This is a genomic window from uncultured Sunxiuqinia sp., assembly GCF_947495665.1.
Classification (GTDB): domain Bacteria; phylum Bacteroidota; class Bacteroidia; order Bacteroidales; family Prolixibacteraceae; genus Sunxiuqinia; species Sunxiuqinia rutila.
The window spans coordinates 15,966-33,044 of record NZ_CANLZV010000011.1; the positions used below are offsets into that span (position 1 = coordinate 15,966).

The window sequence follows — 17,079 nt, forward strand, 5'->3', positions numbered from 1 at the left end:
GAAGCAAAAAAAAACAGGCTACTCCCCCGAGGGCAATAGCCTGTTTTGCAGTACAAAAATATTTTTAGTTTAAAGTACCTTCTTCGGCTTGCTGAATCATTGTAGAGTTAGCGGTGATGTAAATCTCCACCCGACGGTTTTTAGCACGTCCTTCAGCTGTTGTGTTATCAGCTACCGGCTCGTCGTAAGCTTTTCCTTCCGTGGTTAAGCGCTCTCCGCCAATGCCATTCTCAATCAAAAATTTGGCAACTGACTCAGCCCGTTCATTGGATACTTTGTCATTAATGGCCCGTGATCCGGTATTATCAGTATGTCCATAAATGGTCACATCGGTTTCAGGTGTTTGCTTCAGTGAATTGGCAAAATCAGCCAACGACTTTTTTGAAGTCATGCTCAGGTTACTTTTTCCGGTAGCAAAAAGGATTCCACTATCGAACGTTACTTTAATTGCCTGCAGGTTGTTGGCATCTGTTACTGCTTCCACCTGTGCGCCTTCAATCTGCTCCAGCTCAGCCTGCTGCTTATCCATTTTTTTACCAATCAGGATGCCGGCACCCGTACCTACGGCGCCCCCCACGGCAGCACCAATTGCAGCTCCCTTACCTTTTCCGGCAAGTGCTCCAATTCCGGCTCCAATTAATGCGCCACCGGCTCCCCCCAGAACGCCACCTTTGGTTTTGTTATTCTGAGCTGCCCACTGGCTGCTTGAACAGCCGCTTACTAACATAGCCCCGCTAAGCAGCAAGGCCACAAATACATTTCTTGTTTTCATGTTAATCCTTCTTTTTTCTATTTGAAATTGGTTTTTATTTTTTTGGCTCTTCAAAATTACAATAAGTATTTTTGTTGAACTATAAATAAACGTTAAATAGAATAAATGGTTGACCAATTTTAATCTTTTATTTTTGGGATAGCGACAAATTAAAAATCATACAGAAATTTTGTGGTTCCCCCAGGCCACCTTTACGCTTTTCTATAAAAACGAAAACCCACCCTGAATCGTACATTCAAAGTGAGTTTTCAGGCTTTCGCCCTTTGCTGTTGTCTATCAATTCTCATTCATTTTTCTGAATCGTTACCCGAATAAGCTGATCGACATCCGGATAGCTAAATCCATCATCCAGAAGCATCACCTTTCCATCTTCTACAACATCGGCCGAAGTTTGGGTTCCGGGATATTCATTCACCTCCGTCCCGGCATCGTACAACTTCACATAATGGGTCAGGTCTTTTGCGGCCACCCCATTATCAAGTTTCAGGCCTTCATCCCCTGTTGAGAAAAAGATATCGTTGGATGCCCCAAGCATGCTTGCCAGGCTCAACGACTGCCCAACATGTCCTTCTATGCTGAACATGTATTTCTGCCCCGGGAAAAGCGGCCCGCTTGAACCATCGGTTCGCATAGCCTGAAATCCGGCAGCATACCCGCCAGCCGTCAACGAATTGAACAAAGGCTCCGGATTTCCGGTTTCAGCAAGGGTTTCCAATCCATCACCATAGTCAGGGGTGTTTTCGGTGAAAATGGGTTTGTCCTTTTTTTCATGCAACACCCAAAGCACCGGGGCAACGGGCGACACATAACCGCTGTTCCACGCCAGGTAATGTCCCAACGGATCAGCATTCCCCATTTCAGCCAAAGGCTCCAGGCCTTTTCCTTCGTCAGCCACTCCTTCTTTAAAAATTGGAGTTTTCCCATCCGTATGAACCACCCACGCAATGGGCGAAATAGCCGTTGTGCTTCCTTCCAGCACTTGAATGGTCAAACGAAACATGCTGTTCCCCTCATAGCTCAAGCTCGCCATCAGGTTGGTTGCCACCGAACCATAGTCATAGCCATCGCCCACATCGCTCATTTTCCTGACCACACCATTTTCATCGGCTCCACTGTGCGGATTATCCGGGCCAGGCATTTGATTCACCTGGGTTCCGGCATCCCACAGGTGCAATTCCGAAGTGATATCTCCGGTTACCGGAGCGCCTGAATCGTACAAGCTGATTCCGCCTTCGACAGGAGCATAAAAACCATCATTCGATAAGCCATACATGCTTGCAAAGGAGAGCTTGTGGTTGGGACCGGCATGAAAAGAGAAGCTAAAAGCGTGTCCTGGAAATGCCGGCCCTGCCGAACTTTCTCCGTCGGGAATACGCACAACTCCGGCTTCAAAAAAAGGATAGTCCACCGCAACATTTTCAACGGTGACGGTGTAAGTACCGCTTAGCCAGGAGGCCTTTTTCAGATCGCCATCCGGCAGGTCATCTTCCATTTCTTTCTGGCACTGAACAAACAAGCCTGTCAACAGTGCCGCAATCATCATCATTCGTAATACTTTCATAGCCAAAAACTTTAAAATTAACAGATTACTAAGTTCCTGCTTAAGTATCACAAGGTGGTCACGAGAGTATAAAACTTCAGTAACGATTTCATGCCCAAAGCATGCATTAAGGTGTTGGTTCAATGCATGCCCTGGGCATTCAGAAAGCTGAACGATTCATTTTGGAGAACCAAACAGCGATGGTGGGTTTAAAAATCCTGGAAAGAAGAGCTTGGGATCAGTAGAACTCTAAAATCGTTGGACCCGCTTATGGCAATAGGGCGTTCCCCCTTTGTTGACGTAGTAGTTTTGATGGTAATCCTCGGCCAGCCAAAAGCTGGCTGCCGGACTTAACCGCGTGGCCACATCGTAGCCTTTCTTTTCCAGAATCCGAATCAACTTCTCTGCAATTTCCTTTTGCTCCACCGTCCGGTAAAAGATTTCAGACCGGTACTGATCGCCCACATCCGGCCCTTGACGGTTGACCTGTGTTGGATCATGTATTTCGAAAAACAGCCGCGCCAGGCTTTCATAATCAGTCTCGCTCGGATTGAAAATAACACGCACCACTTCGGCATGCCCGGTTTTGTGGTAACTCACCTCCTGGTAAGAAGGATTCTTTTTACTGCCGCCCATATACCCCGATTCCACGGATTTTACCCCCGGTGCCTGTTCCAGATAATATTCGACGCCCCAAAAACAACCGCCGGCAAAATAGGCCGTATCACTTGCTGTCTTTCGAGGCGTGCCGGCCGGAATAAATTCCAGCGAAATGGAGTTCACACAATGGCGGGTATTTTTGGCCGTGAAACCTTCATTCAGAAAAACATGCCCCAAGTGAGCATCACAGGAAGCACAGGTAATTTCGGTACGCAAGCCATCCGGCACCCGATTCACAGCTCCTTCAACTTCATCGTCAAAACTGGGCCAGCCACAACCCGAATCAAACTTATCGGACGAATGGTACAGCTCGGCCCCACAACGCTTGCAGACATAGGTGCCTGCTTCGTAAAACTTATCGTACTTGCCCGTAAAGGCACGTTCCGTTCCTTTGTGCAAAATAACCCGCTTTTCTTCCGAAGTCAGCGGGCGAAAATAGCGGGAGTCTCCTCCTGCTTGCTGGCTTTGCGTCTGTGCACAGCCAGCAAGTGTCATCCAGCTAAATAGCATGAAATACATCATTCGTTTCATCATCCTTCTCCTTTTTAATTGTTCTGCTAATTTCACTCATTCCAAAGAATGGCTTTACTCCCCAATTCTTTACAATCATCTTTTATCCTGTCGCCTCCACAAAGCTCTTAAGTAATTATCACGGCAAGGTCACAAAACGTTCATTTTTTAGAATACATTCAGGCAATTTGAGCTACCGGAAGGTCAAACACAAAAGTGGTTCCCTTGCCAAGCTGGCTATAGGCCCGAATGCTGGAATGGTGCAGCTCAACCATTTTTTGAACGATGGCCAGTCCCAAACCGGTACTCTGCCCATCTTCTCTGGATTTGTAGTAGCGTTGAAACACATGCTCCAGTTCCTCTTGTTTAATGCCCTGCCCGGAATCAGCCACCCGAACCTCCACTTTCTCCGGATTTTGGGTGTCAATTTCAATGTTGATGGTATCTCCCTCCTTACAGAACTTCACCGCATTGTCAATCAGGTTTTGCAGCACCCGGTCAATCATCGAAACGTCAGCCTCCACCAAAGGCAGTTCTTTGGCAATCACCGTATTGATGCTGATTCCTTTTTTTTGAGAGATGATCCGGTATTTATTGGCAATGTCGTAAACCAGTTCAGCAATGGAAAAGGGCTCGGTATGTGGTTTTACCTGGTGCGCCTGCAGCTTCGACAGCTCGAACAAATCTTCCACCAGCTTTTTGAGCCGCCCACAGCTTTTGAAAATTACCTCCAGGTATTTCTCCTGCTCTACGGGAGCAATCTTATCCTTTTTCAGCAATAAGGTTTCAGCATAGCCCTGAATAGAAGCTACAGGCGTTCGCAAATCATGCGACACGTTGCTGATCAATTCCCGACGGAGGTTATCCACGCCTTTCAACTCCTGGATATTGCGCTCAATGGTGTCAGCCATCTCATTAAATACCAAGCCAATCCGATCCAGTTCGCCATCACTTTTCACGGCAATACGCTTTCCCAAATTTCCAACCCGAAACTCATTAATCCCCTCAATTATCGGATTCAGCTTTTTAGTAATCAACCAAATGGCCAGCAAGCCGACTAAAGCCGAAATAATCAGAATAATGATCACCGAACGAATGGAAAGCCCTAAAATATAGCTTCCCAACACCGCTTCGGAAGCCGAAACATATTCCTGACTGGCCAGAACAATGTAGATGTAGCCGGTCAGCTCGTTGCCATTCATTACGCGGGTGGCCGAAAAGGTTTTGTACTCTCCCGGATTCCGTGGGTCATCGCCATAAATAATGCTGTGTTCCGGATCATTCAGAAAGGTTTTGACAGGTTCCAGGTCGACCGACTCAAGTTTAACCACCTTATCCGGAGCCACGTACTGTAATATTTTACCTTGCGGACTCAGCAGATACACCTCAACAATTGGGTTGATTACCATCATGGAGTGCATGATGTCTTTCACCCCCTCTTCGCTGATAACGCCATCCTGCAAAAAAGGATCGATCATGGAGCGGGTGTTTTGCGCCAGCTCGCGGTTCAGCCGCTGATTCACTTCAATGGAGTATTTACGGGCCGACTCCACGGAGATGTAGAGTACCAATGCGGTAAAGACGAACAACACCAACAGGAAAATGGCGGAAACCTGTAAGTATAAACGATTGACTATTTTGGGTCGAACTAATTGCATAGCATCATTTTTTGGCTCAGGACTCCCTGAATTTATAACCAACACCCCAGGTTGTTAAAATGTACTCCGGTTGGCTCATGTCCTTTTCAATTTTGGAGCGTAAGCGGTTGATGTGTGAATTCACCGTATGCTCAAATCCCTCAAATTCATAGCCCCACACCTTGTCGAGCAACTGCATGCGCGAATAGGTTTTCCCCGGATTCGAAGCCAGATGAACCAACAGATCAAACTCTTTGGGCGAAAGCTCAACACGCTCTCCGCCGACTTCAACAATGCGCATCCCCACATTAATATACAACTGGTCGCAACGCAACTCCAGCTCTTCATCACGACTTTGTGCGGTACGCTCTGCCCTGCGCAATACAGCCTTCACCCGGGCCAGCAGTTCGCGAATACCAAATGGTTTCGAGATGTAATCGTCAGCGCCAATCTCCAGCCCCAATACCTTATCAATTTCTTCGGATTTGGAAGTGATCATCAACACCGGTGTATTGTCTTTTTCCATGCGCAAGCGTTTACAGACTTCAAAGCCATCGAGCAAAGGCAGCCGGATATCCAGCAGAATAAACCGGTAACGGTTATTCAAGGCTTTCATCAGGCCCTCCTTCCCATCATAGGCTTTATCCACCTCCATATTCATATCCGAAAGGTGAATGGCAATAAGTTCAGAGATATCCCGATCATCCTCAATGATTAACGCTTTGTCCATAGGCATTTTTTTCTAAGAACAGGTGAAAGGTAGAATGTGTTTATCACAGAAGTATCACAAAGCCATAAAATTACTGCATGGACCGAAACAAAAGTGAATCGGTTCTTAAGATCCAACAAAATCCGAATAATTTGTATCTTCAGCTACTCAGGGGAATACAATAAAATATCCGGTCAAGGCACCGATTGCCAATCGGCGCCAGCGGGGGGGTATGCCCGTGATGCTCGGCATACCTTTGTTTCGGTTCGAAAGGGTGCCAGCGATGGCTGGCAGCAAAATGTTTGGAAACAAAAGGGTGCCAGCGATGCCCGGCAGCAAAATGTTTGGAAACAAAAGCTTGCCAGCGATGCCTGGCAACAAAATGTTTGGAAGCAAAAGCTTGCCAGCGATGCCCGGCAACAAAATGTTTGGAAGCAAAAGCTTGCCAGCGATGCCCGGCAACAAAATGTTTGCGAACAAAACCCTCTCGGCGATGGCTGGCAACAAAATGTTGGCCGTCAAAAGCTTGCCGACGATGGCTGGGAGCACAATGTTGGCGAACAGAAGCTTGCCAGCGGCCCGCGGGGAGCCCTCTGGATCAACAAATTACCCACCATTACTGACGCGGCTTTGCAAAACATGCCTTGCTGGTAAAAGCAAGACGTCTGCCCTGGCAGGCAAGACAAAAAAATCCCCAGGCGACAGGCCCGGGGATGGTAGTATTGTTCTATTAGAAGTTCTAATTCAACACGAAATTAGTAGTAAAGAAAACGCTTAATTTTTTGGGTGGGTGTTTTCTCAAAGGGCACTGGCTGAAGAACCACCATCTGGATGCGCGAAAATTTATTCACCTCATCATTCACCTTTTGCTGAATTTCACCCAAAATCTCATCAACGCGGGCATTAATTTTATGCACGGCTTCATCTTTCATGGAGCGCATGGTCTTGACCCGCTGCTCAATTTCCTCCATGTTCAGGTGAACCATAGCCACCAAGCGGCCTTTTTTCTCCACCACCAGCGATTCAAGTACATATTCCATCCGGTTAATCACCGATTCAATTTCTTCCGGATAAATATTTTCACCACTGGCTCCCACAATCATGTTCTTAATCCGTCCGCGGATATACAGGAAGCCGGATTTGTCAAAGCGTCCCAAATCGCCGGTTTTAAACCAGCCATCTTCGGTAAATACGTCTTTGGTCAGCTGCTCTTCCTTGTAGTAACCTTTCATCACATTCTCTCCTTTGGCCTGCACTTCGCCTTCACCGGTTACCGGATCCGCATTTCCAATGCGAAGCTTTACACCTTCCATTGGAATACCAGTGGATAGATAACGAACATTCTGACCTACCGCACCTGCCAAAAGTGGCGACGTTTCGGTTAGTCCATAGCCAATGGCCAATGGAAATTTAGCATCCATCAGAAAACGCTCAACCTCATTATTCAGTTTAGCGCCGCCAATACCAAAAAACTTCAATTCACCACCAAAGGTTTCGTAAAGTTTTTTTCCGGCAATACGACTCAACAAAATCTGGAAAGGGCGAATTTTATATAGAAAGCGGGTTACCGCCTTGCTGTTAATCTGTGGAAGAATTTTTCCCCGGTAAACTTTCTCAATAATGAGGGGAACCACCAGCATAATGGTTGGCTTCACCTTTTTCAAGGCAGGCAACAATACCGAAGCAACAGGCGGTTTCGAAAGGTAATACACCGAAGCTCCATACATAATCGGGAAAATCAGGCCCAAGGTATTTTCAAACGTATGGGATAGCGGCAACACCGACAAGAACCGATCGGTACTATTTATGAATTGTAAGGATTTACTTTGCTGTCCGGTCCAGATAATGTTTTTATGCGTCAACATTACCCCTTTCGACTTACCGGTTGTTCCCGAAGTGTAAATGATGGACAGTAAATCCTCCTCCTCGACTTCTTCGTACTGAAATTCAGCCGGAGCTTCCACGGCCATGGCCGGATAATCCTCGGCATTCAGCTCTTTCAGTGTTTCAATCTGAATAATCTTCAGAAGCGGGTATTCTTCCGGCTCCAATTTGGAAAGAAGCTGTTCCGAAACAAAAATAACTTCGGCTTCCGCATGCTGAAGAATGTTTCGGATTTCAGAAGGACTGAAGTCCGGCAGAATCGGCACAGCAATGGCACCAATGCTTCCTACCGCAAAAAACGACACGCCCCAGTTGGGCATGTTCGCACTTAAAATAGCCACCTTAGAGCCTTTTTGCACTCCAAGCCCTCTCAGATAAGTTCCTAAAGCTTCAACATCCGTTTGAAGCTGCTGATATGTTTTAGCCTCTTCGCCAACAAAACAAAGCGCGTCTTTTTCGGCGAATTTCTCGAAGCTGGCCTGCAACATGGCAGGCATGGTCAATTTTCTAGTCTTATTCATGATATACTCTTTCGCACTTAACATCCTCTATAACAACAGAAAGATCGTTAAGATCAGCAAAAATAAACAAATCTATGAGATGTTATCTCTTTTTAACATGTTTTAGCAGCTTCGAAGCCTCAGGAAATATATGTTGTAGAAATGAAAAAATAAGCCGATGCTTTGCATCACTTTCTCATAACTGCCTTAAACCAGTGCATTACACGCAGAATTCAAGCGCTTCAACCAACAACTTCTCCAAAGAAATACGTAGCTTTGATCGAGCTATGAAAAAAGAACACCTGATAGAAAAAACAGCCCGCTACATTCAGCAAGAATTTAGCCACGAAGGTTCGGGGCATGACTGGTGGCACATTCACCGGGTATGGCAGTTGGCCCAATGGATTGCCCGCCGGGAAGGGGCCAGTGTGTTTATTGTTGAAATGGCCGCTCTGCTGCATGACCTGGACGACTGGAAATTAAGCCAACCCAACGAGGCAAAAGCCCGGAAATGGATGGAGCAGCTGGGCATTCCACCCAACGATCAGCAAACCATTCAGCAGGTAATCGATCAAGTGTCGTTTAAAGGAGCTGGCGTAGACACCACCCCCGATTCACTGGAAGCCCGGGTGGTTCAGGATGCTGACCGGCTGGATGCCATGGGAGCCATCGGTATTGCACGCACCTTTGCTTACGGCGGCCATAAAAACCGTTTGATTTACGATCCGGAGGAACAACCGGTGCTCCACGATTCGTTTGACGCCTATCAACAATCCACAGGCCCCACCATCAATCATTTTTACGAAAAGCTGCTGTTGCTGAAAGATCGAATCAATACCGCCACCGGCCAAAAGCTGGCCCGGCAGCGGCATCAGTTTATGGAACATTACCTGGAACAGTTTTTCCGGGAGTGGAACAACCACGAACAACCATTAACCCTCTAAATATTGTATGATGAAAATTTCACACATTGCTATCTGGACAATGAATTTGGAAGGAATGCGGAATTTTTATATCCACTACTTTGATGCCAGTTCAAACGACGCCTACTTTAATCACTCGCGCGATTTCCAGTCCTATTTCATCACCTTCGGAGGTGATTGCTCCATGGAGTTGATGCAAATGCCGGGGATTCCAAAATCTAAAAATGATCCCCGAAAGCAATTCTGCGGACTGACCCATTTTGCCATTGAGCTTGGCTCCAAACAAAAAGTAGACGAACTCACCGAGCAGCTCCGGCAAGATGGCTTCCCAATACTCGGCGAGCCCCGCACCACAGGCGATGGCTTTTACGAATCGGTTGTTCTTGATCCGGAAGGCAACCGAATAGAGCTGATAGCCTGAACCAACACCAACCTTAAACCAACAAACCAACCATGAAAACCACACCATTATTCCTTGGATTCACCATGCTTACAGGCCTGGCAGCAACGTCCTGTGCCGATCAACAACCCGACGAGCTTCCCAATATACTCTGGCTGACCAGTGAGGACAACAGCCCCTTTGCCGGCTGCTATGGCGATGAATTTGCCACCACGCCTAATTTGGATCAACTGGCATCGGAAGGCTTTCTCTACACCCATGCCTATGCCAACGCGCCCGTATGTGCCCCGGCACGCAACACAATCATCACGGGAGTTTACGCCAACTCGGGAGGGCACCAGCACATGCGCAGCTACTACCCAAAGTCTGAGCTCATTCATTTCCTTCCGCAATTTCTCCGCGAAAAAGGGTATTACTGCACCAACAACCACAAGGAAGATTACAACATGGCTGCCGGCCAGCTCCACGACATATGGGATGAAAGCAGCCGCGAGGCGCACTACAAGAACCGCGAAAATGGTCAGCCGTTTTTTGCCGTTTTCAACACCAACATCAGCCACGAGAGCAGCATCCATAAAACCATTCCTACGGAGCAACTGAGGCACCAGCCCGATGAAGTGAAGCTGCCGTCCTACCATCCGGACACCCCGGAAATGCGTCATGACTGGGCCCAGTATTACGACAAAGTTGAAGACATGGATGCCTGGGTGGGAAAACAACTTCAGGCATTGGATGAAGCCGGGCTGGCTGAAAACACCATCGTTTTTTACTTTGGCGACCACGGTGGAGTTTTGGGCCGAAGCAAGCGTTTTGTCTACGAATCGGGCACGCACGTCCCCTTTATCATTCGAATTCCGGAGCGGTACAAACACTTATTTCCGGCTAAAAAGCCCGGAGCAAAGATCGACCGGCTCATCAGTTTTGTGGATTTGGCTCCAACGCTGCTAAGCATTGCCGGCATTCCAATTCCGGAGTACATGCAGGGAAAAGCTTTTCTGGGAAAACAAAAAACAGCCGATCCGGAGTATGCCTATATGTTTCGGGGGCGCATGGACGAGCGCTACGACATGAGTCGTGCCGTGCGCGATCAGCAGTTTCGCTACATCCGCAACTACATGCCCTACCGCATTTATGGGCAACACATCAATTATCTTTGGAAAGCGCCTTCGATGCCCTCCTGGGAACAAGCTTATTTAAAGGGCCAATGCAATCCGGCACAATCCGCTTTTTGGGAACCCAAGCCGGTTGAAGAGTTGTACGACACCGAAAAAGACCCTTGGGAAGTGCACAACCTGGCCAATGATCCGAACTACTCAGAAACACTGGAACGCCTGCGAAAAGCTAATAAGGACTGGGTAAGCCAGATTTACGACAGTGGCTTTATCCCGGAAGCCGAGCGCCAACTACTTGCCGACGGGCAATCCGTTTACGATCTTCTCCGGACCAATCAGATTCCCTTAAAGGCAATCATCGATGCCGCAGAACTGGCCACCTTAGGCCGAAAAGACAAGCTGCCGCAACTGGTTCAGCTGCTCGATCATGAAAATGAAAGCGTCCGGTACTGGGCAGCTACCGGGCTGTTAATTCTGAGGGCAGATGCCCGGGAAGCCCAACCCAAGCTGGAACAGGTGTTGGATGACTCATCAGTAAGTGTTTCCATTATTGCCGCTGAAGCCCTTTACTACTTGGGTGAAAAAGAAAAAGCCCTGACAACACTGCTGGCTGCACTAAAGCATCCCAGCCCGTTTGCCCGAACCCATGCCCTCAACGTCATTGACTACACCCATGAATTCACGTCAACCATTCAGGAAGCCCTCTTTCAAATGGTTCGGAAATTTGAAGACGATAAAAGCCCTGACCGGTACGATTTGCGCGTGGTGGAATGGCTGCTTGATAAAAACCAGGTGGACCGAAGCAATTTGACCTTGAATAGCGCCAAATAAATTGGCATGGCACCGTGCCGAACTCCCAAGACCCCAGCCGGAAATGAGAAAAACCGGGTTGTGTGCCATTTCCCAATGGTTCGGTCGCTTTTCCATACGGGTTGATTGCATTTCCGGGCGGTACTGTCCCATTTCCAGACGGTACTGTCCCATTTCCGACTGGTACAGTCACATTTCCAGACGGTACTGTCCCACTTCCGACAGGTCCTGCTCCACTTCCGGGTGGTCTTGGCGCAATCCGGACTGGCACAAGGCGGAAGTGGTAGTGTTCATTATAAACTGCGTCAACGACCTAATAGGAGTCAGCAATAAACAGGAATCGGTCAGAATAGGAACAAAGGAATGAGCGAATCAACCAGACATAGTTGGTCGGAATACGCAGTTCAAGAAGACTAGATCAAAATAATCAATTTATTTCCGTTAATATTTTGTCTCATTCCATTTTATATGTGAACTTAACGCCTCAAATACAAACTCTAACAATCACTAAACAATGAAAAGAATAACCCAACTAACGCTAACAGTGCTGTTCGCTGTGCTGTTTTTTCATGGAGCAATGGCCAAGGTAAAACTTCCGGCTATTGTATCGTCGAACATGGTGTTGCAGCGCAATACAACCGTCGTTTTGTGGGGCTGGGCTGATGCCAGCCAACAGCTAAACATCAATGCAAGCTGGCTAGCTACGCCGCTGCAAGTAACAGCCGATAAGCAAGGCAACTGGCAGGTTGAAGTAAAAACGAACAACTCGACCGAGCCGCAAGTCATCCGAATAAGTAGTTCCGATACCAACATCACGCTCGACAATGTTGTTTTTGGGGAGGTTTGGCTCTGCTCAGGACAGTCGAACATGCAACAGTCTCTCAACGGTTATCCCGGTGAACCAACCTTTGAGGCAAACAAGGCCATTGCCCACGCAGCAAATCCCAACTTACGCTTGTTTACAGCCACTCGTAAAGGCTCAAAAAGTCCTCTCGCTGACCTTGAGGAATACACCGGATGGGAACAAGCCCATGCAGGCAATGTCCGCGACTTCAGCGCCATTGCTTATTTCTTCGGACAACAACTTCAGGAAATTTTGAATGTTCCGGTGGGCATGATCCATACCTCATGGGGAGGCAGCTCCGTTCAGGCCTGGATCAGCAAAGAAGCCATGAGCGACTACCAGCAAGTTGACTTGGATGAGGTCGATATCAGCAAAACGACCAACCGTATTCCTACAGCTTTGTACAACGCGATGATTCACCCCTTGATTCCTTACACCATTAAAGGGGCTTTATGGTACCAAGGCGAATCCAACCGGGATGAACCAGATACTTACACCCAGCTATTCCCGGTTATGGTGAAAGACTGGCGTACCCGATGGGGAATTAGTGATTTCCCCTTCTACTACGTTCAAATTGCCCCGTATTGGTACAACGATCACGAGGTATTTAACGCCCCTAAAAACACGGCCTTCTTGCGCGAATCTCAATTAAAATGTGCCGACTTGATTCCCAACTCAGGCATGGCTGTCACCCTCGATATTGGGAAGGAGTACAGCATTCATCCTCCGAAAAAGAGAGAAGTGGCCGAGCGCTTGCTCTACTTCGCCTTAAACCAAACTTATGGGTTTGAAACGGTCGACTGTAACGGGCCGGTTTTCGACTCAAAGGAAGAAAAAGATGGTGGCCTGCTGCTTCACTTTAAGCATGCCGAAATGGGGCTGTTTACGCCCAACCACTTGCAGGGCTTTGAAATTGCCGGGCCTGATAAAGTGTTCTACCCAGCCCAGGCTAAAATTGCAAGCCGAAAAAACGTGCTCGTATCGAGCAACCAGGTTCCGAACCCGGTTGAAGTCCGTTACGGCTGGAGCAACTGGCTTGTTGGAACCCTGTTCGACACCAATATGCTCCCGGCCTCTTCATTCCGTACCGATAACTGGAACGATGCCACCAGAGCCAAGGTGCAAGAATCATCGAACTAATTCGAGCAATTGAAGACCATTGGATGCTTTGAAAATAAGCGGCATCCAGTGGTCTTTAATCGTTCTCTTCCATTTTTCCTGCAAAGGAAATCGCTCCGGCTTTCCGGGACTAAAAAAAACTTGTATTTTAATTGCACCTAATCATCTTCACCCCAAACAGGGGGAATTGTGTTACCCGATAACTGAAAGCAATATGTTTTGGATCAAGCTGGGAATCTTGCTCATTGGATTTTTATTTGCCGGCATTTTGCCTGGCGCAGTTCGGAAAGCCATTCAACACATCAAAATTGATTTAAACACGCAAACCCTGAGTTTCCTGAGTAACAAAAGCCTGTACGGCACGCAATATGCGAAAGGCTATAAACGCCTCCTGTTTGCGTCTTCCATTCTTTTGTACACCTTCTTCTGGCTTCTCTCCGAGTTTTACGACCTTGGAGAGCACGAAAAGCTGATGCAATACATCGATATTTGTGTGGCCTCATTAACCCTGCTGGCCTTTGTACCGCACAACCTAAAGCCCTACAGCCTCGACAATTTTACGCCGGCTTTGCAACGCTTCTTTCACAACCTGCTCGCCGTTATCGTCTTTTTATCCATCCCCGCTCTCATTGTCACCTACCAGCTTGCCATTCTCGAATACAAGCAGTTCCTGGGCTTATCGGGCCTGATTGTCATTGGCTTTGTCGTTTTGGCTACGGCCCTGTCTTTTCTGAAAAGTGGCATCAACGGAGCAACAGAGCTGCTTTTTATCAATGGCATTAGTATTTGGACCATCTTTGTCACCATTATGACTATTTTGAGTTAATTGTTCTGCAGGCGGAAGTCCCCTGCTCAGCTGATTGACTCCCCTCCCTAAAACCAGTCAAGCCAAATAATTTTATATCTTTAGCTACTCTTGGAAATCAGCAAGGGCAACTTGCAGGTAACCGTTAACCACATAAATAAACCAACTAAATTGACACCGATATGATGAAAAGCAGAAACTGGGTAATTGTAATCTTTGTCATTGCAATCCTTGGATTCGGAACTGGGTATTATTTTAAATACAGCTATAATTATTTAGGCCAGAATGTAGAGGTAGAAACCCCTGACAAAACAAAAAGTCAAGCGAGCTTATCCGAAGCTATTGCCTTTCTTGAAGAGATGAAAGAGCTTACGGAAAAGCATTCGATCAATGACTCTTCTGTCGTTCAAAATGAACTTGCATTAAAACGACTTAAGACCATTAACCTTGTTTCGATAACAGGAATGATTTTAACATTGATTTTGGGGATCTGGTCGATTAGACAATTATTGAGATTCAAGTCTGCGAATGCCAATTGAGATTACTAAAACCAGGCTGGATTACAAATCCTATCCAGCTGGGCATTCTTCAGTCACCCAACAATAAAAAATGGGTTTTCTGACTAGCAGAAAACCCATGAAAGAATATCTTGTAAAAACGTGTAAGTTTATTTTTCCCACGGTTTTTGTTCGGCTGCAAAAGCCAATTGTTCATACCAGTCCTTGCCGTATTTTCGGATTAGTGGCTCTTTCAAAAATTGATAGAGTGGCAGCTTTTGGCCTGCGCCACACTCCCGGGCCGGCTTGCAAATACGAAGTTCCTGGTAGTTTACAGCATCAAAGCGCTCGTATTCGGTAATGCGAACAGGAAACAGATGACAGGATACCGGTTTGCGGAAATCAACTTTCCCCTCCAGGAAGGCTTTTTCAATGGCGCATTTCACAATGCCATGCTCATCTTTAAACGTAAAAGCACATTCGCGGTTATTCACCAAAGGGGTAACCACATCGTCATCCGAGTCCACCACGCTGGTTCCCTGACTCGCCACCACAGCCTTTCCTTCCTCCGTCATGTAAGGCTCCACAATTGGATAAATTTCGTCCAGCTTAACGGCTTCCTCCTGGGTTAAGGGTGCGCCCGAATCGCCTTCGACACAACAAGCCCCTTTACATTTAAACAAATCGCAGAGGAAATGCTCCTCTACAACATCCAAACTCACAATGGTTTTACCAATTTCCAACATACCTAGAATAAATAAAAAGCCCTCCCAACAACAGCTTAGGAGGGCTCAAAGATATCTAAAAAACTATCGTTTAATCAAAACTTTACCGGTCATTTCCTTTGGAATTTCCAAGCCCATTTCTGAAAGCAAGGTAGGCGCTACGTCGGCCAAAATACCATCGCTGATGGTCAGGTTTTTGTCATCGCTTACATAAATACAAGGCACTGGATTCAACGAGTGAGCCGTATTGGCTGATCCATCAGCATTCACCGCATTGTCCGCATTTCCGTGGTCAGCAATAATCAGCACATTGTAACCCTTTGAACGGGCTGCTTCAACCACTTCTTTCGCGCAGGCATCAACGGCAGTTACCGCTTTTGAAATGGCTTCGTAGTCGCCGGTATGTCCCACCATGTCGCCATTGGCAAAGTTCAAACATACAAAGTCCACTTCACCTTTTAGCAATTCAGGAACAATCGCGTCTTTCACTTTAGGTGCCGACATTTCAGGCTGGTGGTCATAAGTAGGAACTTTCGGAGAAGGAATCAGAATCCGGCTTTCGCCTTCAAACTCATCTTCGCGGCCACCGCTGAAAAAGAACGTTACGTGTGCGTATTTCTCCGTTTCAGCAATACGAATTTGCTTCAGTCCTGCATTCGACACAATCTCTCCCATCGTGTTGGTTGGGTTTTCCTTTTCGAAGATCACATTGACGTCTTTGAAGTCTGCCTTGTAAGAAGTCATGGTATACCACTCCAAGTTCATGGTGTGCATGCCAAACTCCGGAAGATCTTCCTGTGTGAAAGCGATGGTTGTTTGACGCAGACGGTCAGTACGGAAGTTGTAGCAGATAACCACATCACCTTCTTCAATCACTCCAACCGGGCTGCCATCTTCTTTCACCATGCAGATCGGCTTGATGAATTCATCGGTTACTCCGGCATCGTAAGAAGCTTTAATGGAAGCTAAAAGATCGGTTGATTTTTCACCTTTACCTTGCGTGTACAGGTCGTATGCCAACTTCAAACGATCGTAGTTTTTATCACGGTCCATTCCGTAGTAACGGCCAATGATAGAAGCAAATTTACCGTTTGTTCCTTTCAAGGCTTCCAAATCAGTTTCTAAGAAACCATAGCCAGAACGAGGATCGGTATCACGACCATCAGTCAATCCGTGTACAAATACATCTTCCAGGCCCATGTCGGTTGCCATTTGGCACAGGGCAACCATGTGTGAACTTAATGCGTGTACACCTCCAGGTCCAACCAAACCAATCAGGTGTACTTTTTTATTGTTGTCTTTGGCGTAATTATAGGCTTTAACCAGCTGTGGGTTTTCCCACATCGATTTATCTTTAATTGCTTTGGTGATTTTCACCATGTCCTGGTACAAGACCCGTCCGGCACCAATATTCAAGTGACCAACTTCAGAGTTTCCCATTTGTCCATCGGGCAATCCTACATTTTCTCCGGAAGTCAGCAATTGCGAGTTTGGATACTCCTTCAACAAAGAATCCATGAAAGGAGTTGGAGCAGTTGCGATAATATCACTTTTAGAACCATCGCCGATTCCCCAGCCATCCAAAATCATTAACAAGGTTTTTTGTACGTCAGCCATAATTTATAATCGTTT

At 46.9% G+C, this 17,079-nt stretch carries 15 protein-coding genes; 7 read left to right on the forward strand and 8 right to left on the reverse strand.

The features are described from left to right. Window positions 1–64 precede the first annotated feature (64 nt). The 5 genes from Q1A18_RS13415 to Q1A18_RS13435 form a co-directional block, all read right to left on the reverse strand. Window positions 65–772, reverse strand: a complete 708-nt coding sequence (locus Q1A18_RS13415; protein WP_299581103.1) for an OmpA family protein — start codon at window positions 770–772, stop codon at window positions 65–67. Between the two features lie 283 nt (window positions 773–1,055). Further along, window positions 1,056–2,333, reverse strand: a complete 1,278-nt coding sequence (locus Q1A18_RS13420) for a spondin domain-containing protein (RefSeq protein ID WP_299581106.1) — start codon at window positions 2,331–2,333, stop codon at window positions 1,056–1,058. A 228-nt stretch (window positions 2,334–2,561) separates the two neighbouring features. After that, entirely contained in the window at window positions 2,562–3,506 is a 945-nt protein-coding gene (locus tag Q1A18_RS13425) for a bifunctional methionine sulfoxide reductase B/A protein (protein ID WP_299581109.1), read from the reverse strand. Between the two features lie 155 nt (window positions 3,507–3,661). Then, window positions 3,662–5,140 (reverse strand): HAMP domain-containing sensor histidine kinase, encoded by a 1,479-nt coding sequence (locus tag Q1A18_RS13430; RefSeq protein WP_299581112.1) that lies wholly within the window; start codon window positions 5,138–5,140, stop codon window positions 3,662–3,664. A 16-nt stretch (window positions 5,141–5,156) separates the two neighbouring features. Beyond that, complete coding sequence (locus Q1A18_RS13435) at window positions 5,157–5,849, reverse strand: response regulator transcription factor (RefSeq protein WP_299581115.1); 693 nt, start codon at window positions 5,847–5,849, stop codon at window positions 5,157–5,159. A gap of 36 nt (window positions 5,850–5,885) precedes the next feature. Here Q1A18_RS13435 and Q1A18_RS13440 point away from each other — a divergent pair, with 36 nt between their 5' ends. Then, window positions 5,886–6,482 carry a hypothetical protein gene (locus Q1A18_RS13440; RefSeq protein ID WP_299581118.1) on the forward strand — a complete coding sequence of 199 codons (597 nt, stop codon included), beginning with the start codon at window positions 5,886–5,888 and terminating at the stop codon, window positions 6,480–6,482. 101 nt (window positions 6,483–6,583) lie between these two features. Here Q1A18_RS13440 and Q1A18_RS13445 read toward each other — a convergent pair whose 3' ends face one another. Beyond that, a complete protein-coding gene (locus Q1A18_RS13445; protein WP_299581121.1) occupies window positions 6,584–8,233 on the reverse strand; it encodes an AMP-binding protein in 1,650 nt (549 codons plus the stop codon). A gap of 266 nt (window positions 8,234–8,499) precedes the next feature. Between Q1A18_RS13445 and Q1A18_RS13450 the strand changes: the two genes are divergently transcribed. From Q1A18_RS13450 to Q1A18_RS13475, 6 genes are all read left to right on the forward strand, one after another. Then, the gene (locus Q1A18_RS13450; protein ID WP_299581124.1) at window positions 8,500–9,156 is read left to right on the forward strand and encodes an HD domain-containing protein; all 657 of its coding nucleotides are present in this window, start codon (window positions 8,500–8,502) and stop codon (window positions 9,154–9,156) included. Window positions 9,157–9,163: 7 nt separating this feature from the next. Next, on the forward strand, window positions 9,164–9,556 hold the full coding sequence (locus tag Q1A18_RS13455; RefSeq protein WP_299581127.1) for a VOC family protein: 393 nt from the start codon (window positions 9,164–9,166) through the stop codon (window positions 9,554–9,556). 32 nt (window positions 9,557–9,588) lie between these two features. Further along, window positions 9,589–11,478 carry a sulfatase-like hydrolase/transferase gene (locus Q1A18_RS13460; RefSeq protein WP_299581130.1) on the forward strand — a complete coding sequence of 630 codons (1,890 nt, stop codon included), beginning with the start codon at window positions 9,589–9,591 and terminating at the stop codon, window positions 11,476–11,478. A gap of 493 nt (window positions 11,479–11,971) precedes the next feature. Further along, entirely contained in the window at window positions 11,972–13,441 is a 1,470-nt protein-coding gene (locus Q1A18_RS13465) for a sialate O-acetylesterase (RefSeq protein ID WP_299581133.1), read from the forward strand. 193 nt (window positions 13,442–13,634) lie between these two features. After that, entirely contained in the window at window positions 13,635–14,246 is a 612-nt protein-coding gene (locus tag Q1A18_RS13470; protein WP_299581136.1) for a hypothetical protein, read from the forward strand. 161 nt (window positions 14,247–14,407) lie between these two features. Next, on the forward strand, window positions 14,408–14,764 hold the full coding sequence (locus Q1A18_RS13475) for a hypothetical protein (RefSeq protein ID WP_299581139.1): 357 nt from the start codon (window positions 14,408–14,410) through the stop codon (window positions 14,762–14,764). 128 nt (window positions 14,765–14,892) lie between these two features. Here the strand turns inward: Q1A18_RS13475 and Q1A18_RS13480 are convergent, their stop codons facing one another. Together Q1A18_RS13480 and gpmI are read right to left on the reverse strand one after the other, a co-directional pair. After that, the gene (locus Q1A18_RS13480) at window positions 14,893–15,468 is read right to left on the reverse strand and encodes a DUF3109 family protein (protein WP_299581142.1); all 576 of its coding nucleotides are present in this window, start codon (window positions 15,466–15,468) and stop codon (window positions 14,893–14,895) included. 63 nt (window positions 15,469–15,531) lie between these two features. Further along, window positions 15,532–17,064 (reverse strand): 2,3-bisphosphoglycerate-independent phosphoglycerate mutase, encoded by a 1,533-nt coding sequence (gene gpmI / locus Q1A18_RS13485; protein WP_299581145.1) that lies wholly within the window; start codon window positions 17,062–17,064, stop codon window positions 15,532–15,534. Window positions 17,065–17,079 lie beyond the last annotated feature (15 nt).